Origin of the sequence: Arcobacter defluvii (assembly GCF_013201725.1) — a bacterium.
GTDB classification, from domain to species: Bacteria; Campylobacterota; Campylobacteria; order Campylobacterales; family Arcobacteraceae; genus Aliarcobacter; species Aliarcobacter defluvii.
Window position 1 is genome coordinate 270,956 of sequence record NZ_CP053835.1, and the last position, 15,762, is coordinate 286,717.

General features: G+C 24.5%; 12 protein-coding genes. 8 read left to right on the forward strand and 4 right to left on the reverse strand.

Annotated features, from left to right (window positions below):
• Positions 1-73: 73 nt before the first annotated feature.
• Genes ADFLV_RS01520 through ADFLV_RS15190 form a run of 3 tightly spaced genes read left to right on the forward strand, consistent with a single transcriptional unit; the run spans position 74 to position 2,130 of the window.
• A complete protein-coding gene (locus tag ADFLV_RS01520; protein ID WP_129010299.1) occupies positions 74-949 on the forward strand; it encodes an AraC family transcriptional regulator in 876 nt (291 codons plus the stop codon).
• A 53-nt stretch (positions 950-1,002) separates the two neighbouring features.
• Positions 1,003-1,983 carry a calcium/sodium antiporter gene (locus ADFLV_RS01525; protein WP_129010300.1) on the forward strand — a complete coding sequence of 327 codons (981 nt, stop codon included), beginning with the start codon at positions 1,003-1,005 and terminating at the stop codon, positions 1,981-1,983.
• A gap of 12 nt (positions 1,984-1,995) precedes the next feature.
• Entirely contained in the window at positions 1,996-2,130 is a 135-nt protein-coding gene (locus tag ADFLV_RS15190) for a hypothetical protein (RefSeq protein WP_258239361.1), read from the forward strand.
• Here ADFLV_RS15190 and ADFLV_RS01530 read toward each other — a convergent pair.
• Both ADFLV_RS01530 and ADFLV_RS01535 read right to left on the reverse strand, forming a co-directional pair.
• Positions 2,127-2,843 carry a GNAT family protein gene (locus ADFLV_RS01530; protein WP_014473009.1) on the reverse strand — a complete coding sequence of 239 codons (717 nt, stop codon included), beginning with the start codon at positions 2,841-2,843 and terminating at the stop codon, positions 2,127-2,129. The genes ADFLV_RS15190 and ADFLV_RS01530 overlap by 4 nt on opposite strands.
• A 16-nt stretch (positions 2,844-2,859) precedes the next feature.
• On the reverse strand, positions 2,860-3,381 hold the full coding sequence (locus tag ADFLV_RS01535; protein ID WP_129010301.1) for a hypothetical protein: 522 nt from the start codon (positions 3,379-3,381) through the stop codon (positions 2,860-2,862).
• 114 nt (positions 3,382-3,495) lie between these two features.
• Here ADFLV_RS01535 and ADFLV_RS01540 point away from each other — a divergent pair, with 114 nt between their 5' ends.
• Both ADFLV_RS01540 and ADFLV_RS01545 read left to right on the forward strand, forming a co-directional pair.
• Entirely contained in the window at positions 3,496-6,270 is a 2,775-nt protein-coding gene (locus ADFLV_RS01540; RefSeq protein WP_129010302.1) for a DEAD/DEAH box helicase, read from the forward strand.
• A gap of 65 nt (positions 6,271-6,335) precedes the next feature.
• Positions 6,336-6,836, forward strand: a complete 501-nt coding sequence (locus ADFLV_RS01545) for a hypothetical protein (protein ID WP_014473012.1) — start codon at positions 6,336-6,338, stop codon at positions 6,834-6,836.
• Between the two features lie 2 nt (positions 6,837-6,838).
• Here ADFLV_RS01545 and ADFLV_RS01550 read toward each other — a convergent pair whose 3' ends face one another.
• Both ADFLV_RS01550 and ADFLV_RS01555 read right to left on the reverse strand, forming a co-directional pair.
• A complete protein-coding gene (locus tag ADFLV_RS01550; RefSeq protein ID WP_129010303.1) occupies positions 6,839-9,208 on the reverse strand; it encodes a transporter substrate-binding domain-containing protein in 2,370 nt (789 codons plus the stop codon).
• Between the two features lie 88 nt (positions 9,209-9,296).
• Entirely contained in the window at positions 9,297-10,001 is a 705-nt protein-coding gene (locus tag ADFLV_RS01555; RefSeq protein WP_129010304.1) for a response regulator transcription factor, read from the reverse strand.
• 175 nt (positions 10,002-10,176) lie between these two features.
• On the opposite strand from ADFLV_RS01555, the gene ADFLV_RS01560 reads away from it, so the two are divergent.
• From ADFLV_RS01560 to ADFLV_RS01570, 3 genes are read left to right on the forward strand one after another with little or no spacing between them, the layout of a single operon-like run.
• On the forward strand, positions 10,177-11,955 hold the full coding sequence (locus ADFLV_RS01560; RefSeq protein WP_129010305.1) for a TolC family protein: 1,779 nt from the start codon (positions 10,177-10,179) through the stop codon (positions 11,953-11,955).
• Between the two features lie 23 nt (positions 11,956-11,978).
• Complete coding sequence (locus tag ADFLV_RS01565) at positions 11,979-14,138, forward strand: type I secretion system permease/ATPase (RefSeq protein WP_014473016.1); 2,160 nt, start codon at positions 11,979-11,981, stop codon at positions 14,136-14,138.
• Positions 14,139-14,141: 3 nt separating this feature from the next.
• Positions 14,142-15,659 carry an HlyD family type I secretion periplasmic adaptor subunit gene (locus tag ADFLV_RS01570; protein ID WP_129010306.1) on the forward strand — a complete coding sequence of 506 codons (1,518 nt, stop codon included), beginning with the start codon at positions 14,142-14,144 and terminating at the stop codon, positions 15,657-15,659.
• The last annotated feature ends 103 nt before the right edge of the window (positions 15,660-15,762 follow it).

The window sequence follows — 15,762 nt, forward strand, 5'->3', positions numbered from 1 at the left end:
TTCTTCTTTTTAAGTGCTAAATAAATTGTTTTTTAGTGCTTATTTTATAGTTATTATGTGTTATAATGATACTATGAAAAAAGAAACGTTACAAAAAAGAACAAAAATAGCAAATGACATAATGTACTATATTTATACTCATATAGAAACAAATATAGACATAGAAGAATTAAGTATTGATTTAGGCGTGAGTAAATTTCATATGCATAGAATTTTCAAAGAAGCATTTGGAAAAAATATTTATGAAAGCATTAAATCAATTAGACTTCAAAAAGCATCAAATCTACTTTTAACAAATAAATATTCGACAATTTCTAATATAGTAAATCAGTGTGGATACTCTTCCCAATCATCATTTATAAAAATCTTTAAAGATAGATTTGATATGAGTCCTAAAGAGTGGAAAAATGGAGGATATAAAGAGTATTCAAAAAAGATACTTCAACAATCTCAAAAAGCTATGCAATCTACAGCAGATTTTAGGAATATAGTTCCTTCTATTGTAAAAATGCCAGCAATTGAGAGTTTTTATATTAGAAATAAGGGATATAATGTAAATATTAAAGAGACATGGCAGAAGCTTCAAACTTGGGTATTAACAAATAATATTAATTCCTATAAAAGAATTGCTCTTTTTCATGATAATCCAACCATTACTCCTTTAAATGAGTGCCAATATATTGGTTGTATAGTAGTTAATGACAAAGATGATGTAAAAAGTGATAGATTGCCAAAATTTAAAATAGCAGAAGGTGTATATGCGAAATTTGATTTAAAAGGAAAAACAGGAGATGTACTTCCATTTATTCACTGGGTATATCATGAGTGGTTACCAAAAAGTGAATATGAAACGACTACAAAGCCTTCTTATGCTGTTTATAATAAATTAGATTTTTTTGATGAACATGATGAGTTTGAATTAAGCTTTTATGTATCGATAAACTTTTGATTAATAATATTTAACTATAATTGCGCAAATTTTTTTATAAAAAAAGGTAAAAAATGATTTTCTATTTACTCTCAATTGTTGTTGGCTTTGTAATTTTAGTTTGGAGTGCAGACAAGTTTGTTGAAGGGGCTGCAAGTACAGCAAAACATCTTGGAATGCCAAGTTTATTAATTGGTATTTTAATAGTTGGATTTGGTACAAGTGCACCTGAAATGGTTGTATCAGCAATCGCTGCAATGGAAGGTAATCCTGGTCTTGCTCTTGGAAATGCAATTGGTTCAAATATAGTGAATGTAGCACTTATTTTAGGAATTACAGCTTTAGTTACTCCAATAGTTGTAAACTCAAAAATTATCAAAAAAGAAATACCTCTATTGTTAGTTATTGTTTTAATAACTGGATATTTATTATTAGATAATTCATTAACATTTTTTGAAGGAGTAATCCTTTTAGCTGGATTTTTTAGTTTAATTATTTGGTCTATTTATACAGCTTTAAAAAGTAGAGGCGATACTTTTGGAACAGAAATGGATGCAGAATTAATAGAAAATGAATTAAGTTTAAAAGCTGGAATTATTTGGCTTATTGTAGGAATAGTTTTACTAATTGCAAGCTCAAGATTATTAGTTTGGGGAGCTGTTGGTGTTGCTCAAGAATTTGGTGTTAGTGATTTAATTATTGGATTAACAATAGTTGCACTTGGAACTTCACTTCCAGAGCTTGCAGCATCTGTAGTTGCTGCAAGAAAAGGTGAACATGATATTGCAATTGGTAATGTTGTTGGATCAAATATGTTTAATTTATTGGCTGTAATTGGTATCGCAACGGTTATATCTCCTATGAATAATATTCCAATTGAAGTATTACAAAGAGATTGGATAATTATGTTTTTATTAACAATCATTCTTTTAGTTATGGCATATAGTTTCAAAAATAAAGAAGGTGTGATTACTAGAGTTGAAGGGTTAATTTTAGTTGCTTGTTATATAGCCTATAATACATACTTAGGGATTAATTTAGCAAGTGGGTTATAAGTAGGAATTATTTTGAAAAAGTATGATTTTATTTTTTGGTTTATATTAGGATTAATTGCATTATTTTATATTTTTAAAGGTAATGATATTTATAAAGAAAAATATGAAACAATAAAACAAAAAAGTGAGATAAATAAAAAAGATTAATTAGAAATTAGCGGTAACCATCTTTTTAGAAATTCTTTTCTTGAGTAGCTTACCGCTCCTAAATCAAATTTATATTGCATATAAGGATGACCTAAATTCCAAAAAGAAAACTTTTCTTCTTTTAAATAATTTGCTAATAAAACTAATTGAAGTTTTCCCCAATTATTGTATTTTTTATCACTTGAAGAAAATCCTGTAAGTGAAGTATAAATTGAATTTATTTTATAACCAATTTCTCCTGCGATTAACTCTTGCGAGTTTTTATCATAGAGTTCTATGCTCATTATTTCAAAATTTATATTTGAATGTTTATAATTGATTAAAGATAAAATTAAGTTTTTATATTTATCTCTCAACCAATTTGTTTTATGATAAATTTCCAATTTTTCTAAAACTAAATTGATATTTTTGTTGATATGAAATTCATAGCTATCTTTATTTAAAAGAGATTTTACTTTTTTACTAATATGTAAATTTTCAAAATCAAGTATTGCATAATCAAATTGTATTTCAGGAAGAAGATAAAATTTATCATTTAATGTTATAGAAGTAGTTATAAAACCAAATGAAGCTAATTCTATATAAAAATCCTTTGAAAAGTCTTCACTTAAATAGTAATTAGACTTTTCATTCGAATATATAAAATTAAATAAGATATCTTTATTATTTAATTCTTCTTGAGAAATTAAATAAATTATATTTTTTTTATTCAATATCAAACTTTACAATTTATCTATGAGGTCCTCTATCATCTTTAAATTGTCTTTGTTCTTTATAATATGGTTTATCATTATTATAATGCTTTTTCATATTGTGATTTTGTTTACTATACTCTTTGTCATAGTAAGGTCCATATATTGGCTGTCTATTATCTCTAAACTGATGAGTTCTATTCCAATCATTATTTTTATGGTAAACATATTTTCTATAATGCGGATGAGAAGGTCTGAAATTACCTCTTCTATGTAATCTATCATAATAACTATATCTACTATCATAAAGGAAGAAAATATTGTTATAAAAATAACCAGTTCTATCAAAGTATCCAAAATAGTAACCAAAATTATCGTAGTAACCATATCTGTTATAATCAAAACTTCTATATCTGTTATCATATCTATGATCATCTGATCTAAAACCAATATCTAATATGGCATTATTACCTATTGGAGTTTGGATTCTCACACCTATATCAGCTGAAAAAAGTGCGGGTGATATACTTAAAAGTGAAATTAAAATCAATTTTTTCATAATTTATCCTTTTGGTTATTTTTAAAATTATGAAGTACAAGTGTGAATGAATTGTGATTTATAATCTTTTACGTTTGCTTTGATTATAATCAATTTTTAATTTTAAGGTTTTTTTTGAATAGTTTAATAACCAATAATCAAATAACAAATTTTTATAATAATATCACAGAATTACTACAAGAGTGCGATAGTTTTTATTTTAATGTAGCATTTATAAATTTTTCAGGAATACAACTACTTTTAGATAGTTTTAAAGAGTTAGAAGAAAAAAATATAAAAGGTAAAATATTAACTTCGACATATCTAAATTTTACGCAAATAAAAGCATTAGAAAAAATTAAAGAGTTTGAAAATATAGAGTTAAAAATCTATGATTGTAATAGTTCAAATATAGGTTTTCATAGTAAATCTTATATATTTGAATTTAAAGATGAATATAAAATTTTAATTGGTTCTTCAAATATAACTGCAAGCGCTTTTAAATCAAATATTGAGTGGAATGTAAAAACAATAACAAAAAAAGATGATGTTTTTTTAAGAGATATTTTAAATGAGTTTGAATCTCTTTGGAAAGGTTCAATTGAAGTAAATGACAAATTTTTAACTTCATATTCTAACTTTCTAAATTCTCAAAATAAAGAGTTTCAATCTTTTAGTTTAAATCAAATAAAAACAAATTTTATGCAAGAAAAAGCTTTACAAAAATTACAAAATTTACGAACTAAAGGTGAAAATAAAGCTTTAATTATTGTTGCAACTGGATCAGGAAAAACTTATCTAAGCGCCTTTGATGTGAAAAAATTCAAAGCAAAAACAATGCTTTTTTTAGTTCATAGGGAAAATATTTTAATAAAAGCAAAAGAGAATTTTGAAAATATTTTGCCAGAAATCAATTCATTTGGGTTATATACAGGAAATAAGAAAGAGCAAAATAAAAACTATCTATTTTCAACTATTCAAACTATGAGTTTAAATTTTTTAGAGTTTTCACAAGATTTTTTCGAATATATAATTATTGATGAAGCTCATCATGTAACAAGTTCTAGTTATAAAAAAATCTTAGATTATTTTAAACCAAAGTTTTTATTAGGACTTACTGCTACATCAAATCGAATGGATGGAAATTCAATTTATGAAGTTTTTGACGAAAATATAGCACTTGATTTAAGGCTAAATGACGCACTAGAACATGATTTAATAGTTCCTTTTCATTATTATGGAATTACAGATATAAAAAGTATAGATTATGAAAATGTGGATTTAACAAAGATTGATGTTTTAGCCAAACTTTTAAGTGTGAATAAAAGGGTCGATTTTATTGTTGAAAAAATAAATTTTTACTCAAATAGCGGAAATAAAAGAAAAATTCTAGGTTTTTGTGTTTCAAAAGAACATTGTAATTTTATGGCAAATGAATTTAATAAAAAAGGTATAAACTCTATAACTCTTACAAGTGATGATTCAATTTCTAAAAGAGAAGAGAGTATCAAAAGACTTGAAAATGAAAATGACAGTTTAGAAGTAATTTTCACAGTTGATATTTTCAATGAAGGTATTGATATTCCATCAATAAATATGGTTTTGTTTTTACGTCCAACTAATTCACCGATAGTTTTTATTCAACAATTAGGAAGAGGTCTTAGAAAATATGAAAATAAAGAGTTTTTAACGGTTCTTGACTTTATTGGAAATCATAAAAAAGCTTATTTAATCGCATTAGCTTTGGTTGGAAATAAAATGATTGATAAAGAGAGTATTAAGCTCTCACTTCAAAATAATTTTGCAGATTTTAAAAATGCTTTTATAAGTATGGATGAAATTTCAAAAAATAGAATCCTTGAACAAATAAACAAAGAAAATTTCAATCAATTAAAATATCTAAAAGAGCAATATTTTGAGTTTAAAAATATCTTAGGGAAAATTCCATCATTGGTAGATTTTTTGCAATTTGAAGATGTGATAAATCCTTTAAAATTTATAAATGAAAGTAAATCTTACATTGAATTTTTAGCAAAAGTTGAAGATGATAAAAAGTTAAAAGCGTTAGTTTTAAATGAAAACTTTACAAAAGCTATAAGATTTATAGAAAATGAATTTCCTATAAAAAGAATTTATGAATTTGTGATTTTAAAATATCTTTTAAACAATGATTTTTGTGATATTGACATTGCTTTTAAAATTTTGAATAAGTATTTAGATAGAGTTGATGATCAAACGATAATTCATAGTTTCTTATATTTAAATCAAGACTTTTTAGATTCAGCTCAAGTTGGTAGATATTTAAAACTTTTGAAATTTGATGGAAAAGTTGCAAAAAAAACAAAAGAGTTTGAAGAACTTTTGAAAAATGAGAATTATAAAAAAATCTTTGAAGATAGTTTGAATTTTGGAATTTATAATTATGAAGAGGAGTTTAGCTCAACTGATTTTGGAAAACCATTTCTAAAACTTTATTCTAAATACAATATGTTAAATATTGCAAAACTTTGTAATTTCCCAAAAATTCATAGTTCATTTAGAGGAAGTGGATTTTTAAAATATGAAAATGATTTCTTTTTATTTATAAATCTAGAAAAAGAGAAATTCTCAAAATCTGCAAATTATCATAATACTTTTTTATCAAAAAATATTTTTACTTATCAAAGTAAACCAAGTCATTCTTCTGATAAAGGTGATGGTGAAAGATTGTGTGAAAATAAAAAGTTTAGTGTAAAGCTTCATATATTTGTGCGGAAATTTGCGCAAGTTGATAAAAAAACACAAGATTTTATATATCTTGGAATTGCAAATAGCATAAAATATTGGGATAATAAACCAATAAATTTAGAATTAAAACTTGAAATTCCACTTTCAAATAAGCTATTTGAAGAGTTTACAAAAATAGGTTAATAATTTATCTTCTTTTTATGAAACTTTGATACCATTGCGAAAAATAAATCATAAGTTGTAAAATAATGAAAGAAGAAGAGAAAAAGAGTCTTATTGAAAAAGTTTTTATAAAAGTAAATAAAATTGATAAAGTTCTAGAAAATAGAGTTGATGTTATTTTATTGAAAATGATAAATATGCTTAAATATTTTTTTATTTTAGCGATGATTTTGTATTTAGCAATTTGTATTATGAGTTTATCTCATAAAATTGTCTCTTTTACTCTTGCTCAAGGTGCTTTAGATTTTGCATCAAGTAAAAATATTTTGACAGATGGTTTATTTACCTTAATTGTTATTGCAATTGTAAAAACATTATTTATAAAAAATGGTTTTGATTACGCTTTAACCTTTTTAGAAATTGCTTTCGTTGTAATTATTAGAAAGTTAATTTTATTAGAAACAATTCCTAGTGAAACTGATTTATTAATTGCTTTAGGATTTACATCTTGTGCATTTTTTATATTGATAGTGTATATACATAATCTAAAAAGAAAATGGAAAAAAGAAGATCATCATCATAAATAAAACTATTCATTAATTGGAAGTTTTATTTTAAATTCTGCTCCTTTGCATTTTATATTGTTATATATATATTCTTTATTAGAAACAAAAATTTCACCATTCATATGTTTTTTTATAATTTCAATAGACATATAAAGTCCAATTCCTGTTCCCTGACTTCGATGTTTTGTCGTAAAGTATGGTTCAAATATTCTATCAATAATTTCTTCTTTTATTCCACCTGCATTGTCTTTGATTGTTAAAATAACATTTGAATTTTCTTTATAGATATTAATAAAAATATATTTTTCTATATCATTTTTATCTTCAAAAGCATCAATTGAATTATTTATAATATTTAGAATTACTTGTATAAATTCATTTTCAAGTCCTAAAATATTAATTTCTAAGCTACTTTTTATAACTTGAATATTTCTATTTTTTAATTTACTATTAATAAGATAAATAACTTTATCTATTGGAGTGTTAATATTAAAAGAAGAAACCTCTTTATCATTACTAAAAAAGTTTCTAAAATCATCAATAGTATTTGAAAGGTGCTGTGAAGAGTTATTTATAATATCCATTGTTTCATAAAATTCTTTATCATCAAGCATTTTTAAATCTTTTTTCAATTTAGCAGCAGTTGCGACAGTAGAAATTACTGAAAGAGGTTGTCTCCACTGATGAGCAATATTTTCTATCATTTCTCCCATAGCAGCCATTTTTGATTGATGATTTAAAATATTCTCTTTTTGTATTAATTCCCTACTTTTTTTCTCTACAAGCAATTCTAGATTTTTATTTATTTCATTTAATTGTTTTGTTTTTTCTTCAACTTTTGTTTTTAAAGTTCTATTTATATTTTTAAGAGTTAAATTTCTGTAAATAAAAGCCAATGAAATCAATAAAATAACTAGTACCATCTTCCAAAAAATATCATAGTTAAAACTTGTTTGAAACTGTACATTGTTCCATTTATTTATAATTGAATTTAATTCATTTATAGAAATTGAAGATATGGCTTTATTTAAAATGGATTCTAGAATGGGATAATCATCTCTAATCATAAATTTTAAACTAAAATTTAAGCCTGTATTACCAGAAATCTTTAAATTGTCAAAATTGTATTTTGCAATATTATAAAAAAGTACAGGTTGAATATCTATAAAAGCATAAGCTTTACCCTTAGAAACTAAAGTCAATCCTTCTTTTATACTATTTACAAGTATAAAGTTCATATTTGGGAATTTATTTTTTAATATATTATGCGCCGTGAAATTATTTCCAATTGCAATTTTTTTGTTTTTTATTATAGAAATATTTTCGATAAAGTTTTCATCTTTTTTTGTAACAATGGATATTGGAAAACTTGCATATTCTTTTGAAAAAGTTGCATATTCTTTTCTTTGAGGAGTTTCTCCCACACTGAAAATCAAATCACTCTTTTTATCTTTTATGCTATTTAATTGTTGAGAAAATGTTTCATAAAATTCATTTTTTGTTTTTAAATTAAGTTTATTTAAAATTAATTTCCAATATTCCGAAGAGATACCAATTGGGTCACTATTTTTCGATTTGAAAGTGAAAGGTTCCCAAGAATTAGAAATAGAAACTTTTATAATATTATTTTTTATAAAGTTTAACTCTTCATCTGTTAGTTTAAGTGGTTGTTTAAAGTTTTGATAATATTGCTCATTTTCATTTAGAATCCATTTTTTTTCTAAATTTAATAGTTCTATAGTTGGAATTTTAATAAAACCTTTATTGAAAATTTCTGCTTTTTCTTTATTTGTTGTTATTGCTTGAGTTTTAACTTTTGTTATTAAATTATCTAAAGGTTTTATCAAATGGAATAAATTATTTTGAACAGAGAAATATTCTATTGCTAATTTATCATCATAAATTAAATCAATTTGGTTATTTCTTAAAGCATTGATTGATTCTACATAGTCATTATAAATTATAATATTTGAATCTGGAAATTTATTTAAAATAATATCTTTATAATCATTTCCAATTAATCCTATTTTTAAATGTTCTTTCATTTCTATAAGAAAATTATTTTTTGTTAAAGTAAAAAATGTACTTTTTGTTTCATAGAAAAAATCTGAAGAAACCATCCAATCTTCAAATGAATTTGTACCTATAAAAAAATCAACTTTTCCTTCTTTTACTAAATTTATTGCATTTTCCCATAAATTCCCATCAACAAATTCTATTGTATAATTATTATATTTTGCCCATAATTTCCAAATATCTATATATAAACCAGCTTCTTTACCATCTTGATTATATGAAAATGGAGCATAGTTTGGGTCATAAGAAATTTTAAAATCTACATCTTTTGAATAAATATTTAAAAATAATAAAAAAATTATTAGTAGTATTTTCATTTTTACCTAGAATAAATGAAGTATAGATATATTTAATAATATATTGAAGAAGATTATAACAAACTATTGTTAAAAATATAAAATTTCATCAGTAATTCAATCTGTATCCAACACCTGATAAGTTTATTATAGATTCTTTACCTACTTTTTTCCGAAGTTTATTTAATAGATTTTTTAAAGCCGAATCTGTAGCTTCATATTCATCTTCCCATATATGAGCTTTTAATTCATCTGTTGAAATAACTCTATTACTATTTTGTATTAATAAATCTAATAAATTTAGTTCTTTAGATGTAAGTGAAATTTCTTCGTTATTTATATTATTAATTAATTTTTTTTGCAAAACATTATATGTTATGTTATTCTTAAATGAGATAATGTATCTTGAATTATCTAAAATCTCATCTACACAATTATATAAAGCAGTATTTAAACTTTTGAAATCTACAGGTTTTGTAAGATAGTCAATAAGTTTTAATTTTGTAGCTTCTAATAAATATTTTTTATCTGTATATGCACTTAATATAATAATTGGAATAGTTTTATCAATTTTTCTTAGTTCTTTTATAAAATCTATACCTGAAATATCAGGTAAATTTATATCAGAAATAATAATATCAATTCTACTATTTTGTAATAATTCTTTTGCTTCTTTTATGTTCTGTGCATCAAGTACATTTTCACAAAATAATTGTAAAGTTTTTTTTACATTTTCTTTAATAGTCTCTTCATCCTCAATATAGAGAATATTTAAGGTTTTTAGAATTTTATTGTAGTGATTACTGATAGTCATTTTTAAGCTCTCTGTTTATAATTGTTTATGTTATAATATTAAAACTTAGAAATAATTAATAATTTTAGAATTACATTTGTTAATATTTGATTAATATTAAATTAAGTTTTAACCTAGTAAAGTAACATAAAAAATTATTTAAGAGATCTCTTAAAAATACATAATTGGAGTTAAAATGTTTAAAACAAAAATATTAAAATTTGCTTGTATTTCATTTTTTGCAAGTTCTTTTTTACACGCTGCAAGTTTAAAAGAGAGTGTAGAAAGAGTTCTTTCAACAAATCCTGAGGTAATAGCTGAAAGAAATAATCAAGAAGCTTTTAAAAAATATATTGATGAAAGAAAAGCTAATTATTTACCAAGAATCGATATAGATGGAAGATTAGAAAAAAGTAATTCTGACAAAAGATATGATCAACCAAATTCAAATAAGTATGTAAATGGTTCAGATCAAGAAGATGGATATAATGTTGGAATAGCATTAAATCAAATGCTTTATGATGGTGATTTAACTCCTAGCCAAGTAAGAGAAGCAAAACATAATGATTTAGCAAATAAATACAGAAGTGATAATAATATAGAAAATGTTGTTTATGAAACAATTACAGCTTATACAGGTTTAGTTCAATATGACGAAATGTTAGGATTAACTAAAGATATGATCACAACAAATGAAGAGAATCTTCAAATTGCAAAAGAAAAAGAAGCAATTAGTGGTGAAATTTTAGAAACATACGAAGTTGATTCAAAACTAAGTTTTGTGAAAGAAAAATATTTAGAAGAAAATGATTTAAAAAGTTCAAGAATTAGTACATTTAAAAGATATGTAGGAATTGACCCAACAGGAAATGAATGTAGACCTAAAATGGATTTATCAAAGATTCCAAATAGTTTACAACAAATAGTTGAACTAGCTGTTTTAAGGAATAATGAAATTCTAGAACAAATAGAAAGAGTAAAAGCTCAAAGAGAAAAAATTGCACAAGCAGATGCAAAATTTTTACCAAATTTTAGTTTAGAATTAAAAGCATTAACAGATAATGATTTATCATTAAATGAAGAAGGAATTGAAAACCAAGTATATGGTCGAATAAATTTGGCTTGGAATTTATACAATGGTGGTGGAGATCATGCCGTATCTAAACAAGAAGAACTATTTTTAGCGGAACAGAAAGAGAGACTTGATGCAGTTACAAATAAAGTAGTTGAATCGTTAAAAGTTAATTATCAAAGATTTTTAAAAAATAAAGATAGAATATCTGTGCTAAAAGATTATGTTGTTGCAAATGAAAATATAGTTGAAGTATATAAAAGTGAATTTGAATCAGGAACTAGAACATTTGTTGATATTTTAGATGCTCAAACAGTTCTTTATGAAGCTAAAAAAAGTTTAGTAAATAGAGAATATGAATTATACAAAAATTATTATGATATTTTGTTCTCTTTATCTATGGTAACTGATACTGTTCTAGATCCAAAAAATGATGTTTGTTCTGATGAAAAAGCTTTAAATAATATCGTTTCAGAACAAAAGCTAGCTGCACAAAATAATAATGAATCAAGTGATTTAAAAGCACTATTAGGTGATGAACCTACAGAAATAAAAAAAGCTGAACCATTAGTTGCTCCTACAAAAATGCCAATTGAAAATAAATCTGAATATGCAACTTTTTTAGAAGCTCCAGCAGAGTACTATACGATAAATATTACAACGACTGAAGGATTAGAAAATGCAAAAGAGTATGTTAGTGCAAATGGCTTAGATAAAAATAGTTCGTATACTTATCCTTTTGGTCCAGAAATGAAGAGTGCTAAGGTTATTTATGGTATATTTAAATCAGTAAAAGATGCTAATATTGCAATGGAAAATTTACCTACTTCTATAAGAGTAAATAAACCATATATTGATAATATCTCAAAACATCAAAAATTATATTCAAAATATAATAATTAGGATTTCTAATAAAAAGGTAAATATTGGAAAATAATGACTCTAATTTAATAGAAAATGAAACATTAGGAAATTTAAAAGATAGAAGAAAAGTAGATGACTTGTTAGGTTGTCTACTTTTTTTATCTAAATATCACAACAGAGAAACATCTGCTGAATCTCTAACTTTCGGTTTACCAATACATAAAAAATCAATGAACATTTCTATGTTCCATCAAGCAGCTTCTCGAATAGGCTTAGTTACTAAAACAGTAAAAAGAGAAAAAGTAAAAGATATTACTAAACTTGCATTGCCTTCTGTTTTAATCTTAGATAAAAATAGAGCTTGTGTTTTAGTTGATTATAATTTGAAAGAAGGTGTAGCTCAAGTTATTTTACCTGGATTAATCGCAGGTGAAACTCAAATGACTATTCAAAAAATTGAAAGTGAATATACTGGTGAAGTAATAATTATTAAACCTGAATATAATTTTAATAATAGAATTGAAAAAGAAGTTGTTGTAGATAATCCTAAAAATTGGTTTTGGGGTACTTTAAAGAGAAATAAAGGAATATATCAACAAGTAGTTGCTGTATCATTATTTATTAATATTTTTATATTAGCAACTCCTTTATTTACGATGAATGTATATGATAGAGTTCTTCCAAATAATGCAATAGAAACATTGTGGGCTTTATTTATAGGAATTTCTCTTGTTATGATTTTTGATTTATTATTAAAGGTATTACGTTCTTATTTTTTAGGACTTGCAAGTAAGCGAGCAGATACAATTATGGCAAATAAAATATTTAATCATTTATTAAATATTAAACTTGAGTCAAAACCTGCATCAACAGGTCAATTTGTGAGTAGGTTACAATCTTTTGAAAGTGTAAGAGAATTTTTTACAAGTGCAACAATTGCAGCAATTGTTGATTTACCTTTTGTTTTAATTTTTATTTTAGTTATATTTTTTATTGCGGGACCCTTAGCATATATTACAATTACGACTGTTATTATATCTTTATTGTTATCTTGGTATTTACAAAGACCATTAAAAACAATAATTGAAAAATCTGTAAAAGAAGAACAAATAAAACAAACTACACTTATTGAAACTGTTTCTGGATTAGAAATTATAAAAAGTGTAAAAGCTCAAAATAGAATGAAAACACATTGGGATAACTCAATAAATAAAACAGTATATTTTGCTGATAAAGGTCACTTTTTATCTCAAACAATTAGTTATTTTACAGCCTTTATTTCACAATTTTCAAATATTGCAATAGTAGCTGCAGGAGTTTATTTAGCGCAAGATGGTGAAATCACGATGGGAGCAATAATTGCTGCAATGATATTAAATGGTAGAGTAATTGCACCAATTTCCCAACTTGTTGGTATGATTATAAAATTTGATAGAACAATGCTTTCTTTAAATAATCTTGATGAAGTAATGAGAATGCCTGTTGAGAAAGAGAATAAGTCATATATAAGTCGTCCTAATTTAAGAGGAGATATTGAGTTAAAAGATGTTCAATTTTCATATAAAGATCAAAATCACCAAACATTAAAAGATATTAATTTAAAAATAAAACAAGGTGAAAAAGTTGCAATTCTTGGAAAAATTGGTTCAGGTAAATCAACATTATTAAAACTTATTATGAATTTGTATGAACCAACAAAAGGTTCAGTTTTAATTGATGGATTAGACACAAGACAAATAGATCCTACAGATTTAAGGCATTCTATTGGAAGTGTTCCTCAAGAGCCATTTTTATTTATGGGTACAATAAAAGACAATTTAACTATTGGTGAACAGTATGTTTCGGATGAAGAGTTATTAAGGGTTTCAAAAGTTGCAGGTTTAGATGAATTTTTAGGTAAACATGAAGCTGGATATGATTTATTAGTGGGAGAACGAGGCGATGGGCTTTCAGGAGGAGAACGACAATCTGTAACATTAGCTCGTGCTTTAATTTCTGACCCAAATATTATAATGTTAGATGAACCAACAAACTCAATGGATAGACAATCTGAAAAATCTTTTATTAATAGATTACAAAATATTGTAAGTGAAAAAACTTTGATAGTTGTAACTCACAAAACATCTTTACTTCAATTAGTTGATAGAATTATAATAGTTGAAAATGGTAAAATCATTGTTGATGGACCAAAAGATGAAGTATTTACTACAAAAGTAGGTTAAATTATGAATACTATTGACAAAAAAGATATTCCAATGAAAAATGCTGAACATTTACAGATGTCAGGAGAAACGTTAAAAGTTAATGAAGATAATAAAAAAGTAGAAAGAAAGATCAAAAAACAAAAAGGTTTTTTTTCAAAAATATTAAATGATTTTAAAAATTTATATGGTTTAGGAGACAAAAAAGAAGAAGATTTAGAGTTTATTTATACTTCTTATTCAAACTCAAATGAAAAACCAAGCTCAGTAAGTAGAGTAATTTTTATGCTTATTACTGGAATATTTTTGATTTTCTTACTTTGGGCAAGTTTAGCTGAAATAGATGAATTAGCAAGAGGAAATGGTAAAGTAATTCCAACAGATAAAATTCAGACTGTACAATCTTTAGATGGTGGAATTATTTCTGAAATTTTTGTTAAAGAAGGGGATATTGTAAAGTTTGATGATCCTTTGATGAAAATAGATACAACAAGATTTCAAGCAACTTTAGAAGAAAGTAGACAAGAATATTTATCTTTATTAGCTCTAAAAGCAAGATTAGAAATAGAATCAACAATAAATATAGAAAAGGATTTACCAGAATTAAAATTTGATGAAAAAGTTTTAGGTGATTCCTCTCGATATGATATTAATGAAAAATTGTTATTAGAAAATAGATTTAGAGAATTAAAATCTTCTATAAATGTACTTCAAAATCAAGAAAGTCAAAAAATACAAGAGTTAAAAGAAATAGAAAGTACAATAAAAAAATTAACGGATAGTTTAGGTTTTATAGAACAGCAAAGAAAAACTATTAGAAAATTGGTTGAAAGAGGAATTAAATCTAATTATGATTTACTTGATATAGAAAAAGAGTACAATCAGACAAAGGGTGATCTACAAACTGCTAAGCTTTCAATTTCTAGATCAAATTATGCAATTTCAGAGGCACAAAATAGAATACAAGAAAAAATAAATACTTTTAAATCTGAAGCTTCAACTGAGTTACAAAAAACGGTAAGTCAAATAAATAGATTTGAAGCAAAATTGATAGGTGATAGGGATAAAGTAGCTAAAACTACAATTACATCTCCAGTTGATGGAATTATAAAACAATTGAATTTCAATACAATAGGTGGAGTTGTTCAATCAGGAATGGATTTAATAGAAATAGTTCCTTTGAGTGATGCTTTAGTTGTTGAAGCAAAAATTGATCCTAAAGATATAGCTTTTATTAATCCAAGTCAAAAAGCAATTATTAAAATTACAGCATACGATTTTTCAATTTATGGTGGATTAGAAGGGAAAATTGTAGAAATTTCAGCTGATACAATTGTTGATAAAGATTCAAAAGAAGGAAAAAGTTATTATCGTGTATTAGTAAAAACTGATAAAAATTATTTAGAAAGAAAAGGTAAAAAACTACCAATTATTCCAGGAATGATAGCTACAGTAGATATTGTTACAGGGAAAAAGACAATTTTAGATTTTATTTTGAAACCTATACTTAAAGTTAAACAAGAATCCTTACATGAAAGATAATTGAGTACAATTATCTTTTTCTTCATTAAATAATAAATTAAAAAACTTTTTAGAGACTTTATTTTTGTAAGATTATTCAATAGAGTAGTGCATAAAAAATTAT

Excerpts from the sequence above, each read along its gene's own strand:
- ADFLV_RS01520 (WP_129010299.1), top strand. The coding sequence starts at position 74 with ATGAAAAAAGAAACGTTACAAAAAAGAACAAAAATAGCAAATGACATA.
- ADFLV_RS01525 (WP_129010300.1), top strand. The coding sequence starts at position 1,003 with ATGATTTTCTATTTACTCTCAATTGTTGTTGGCTTTGTAATTTTAGTT.
- ADFLV_RS01535 (WP_129010301.1), bottom strand. The coding sequence starts at position 3,381 with ATGAAAAAATTGATTTTAATTTCACTTTTAAGTATATCACCCGCACTT.
- ADFLV_RS01545 (WP_014473012.1), top strand. The coding sequence starts at position 6,336 with ATGAAAGAAGAAGAGAAAAAGAGTCTTATTGAAAAAGTTTTTATAAAA.
- ADFLV_RS01550 (WP_129010303.1), bottom strand. The coding sequence starts at position 9,208 with ATGAAAATACTACTAATAATTTTTTTATTATTTTTAAATATTTATTCA.
- ADFLV_RS01555 (WP_129010304.1), bottom strand. The coding sequence starts at position 10,001 with ATGACTATCAGTAATCACTACAATAAAATTCTAAAAACCTTAAATATT.
- ADFLV_RS01560 (WP_129010305.1), top strand. The coding sequence starts at position 10,177 with ATGTTTAAAACAAAAATATTAAAATTTGCTTGTATTTCATTTTTTGCA.
- ADFLV_RS01570 (WP_129010306.1), top strand. The coding sequence starts at position 14,142 with ATGAATACTATTGACAAAAAAGATATTCCAATGAAAAATGCTGAACAT.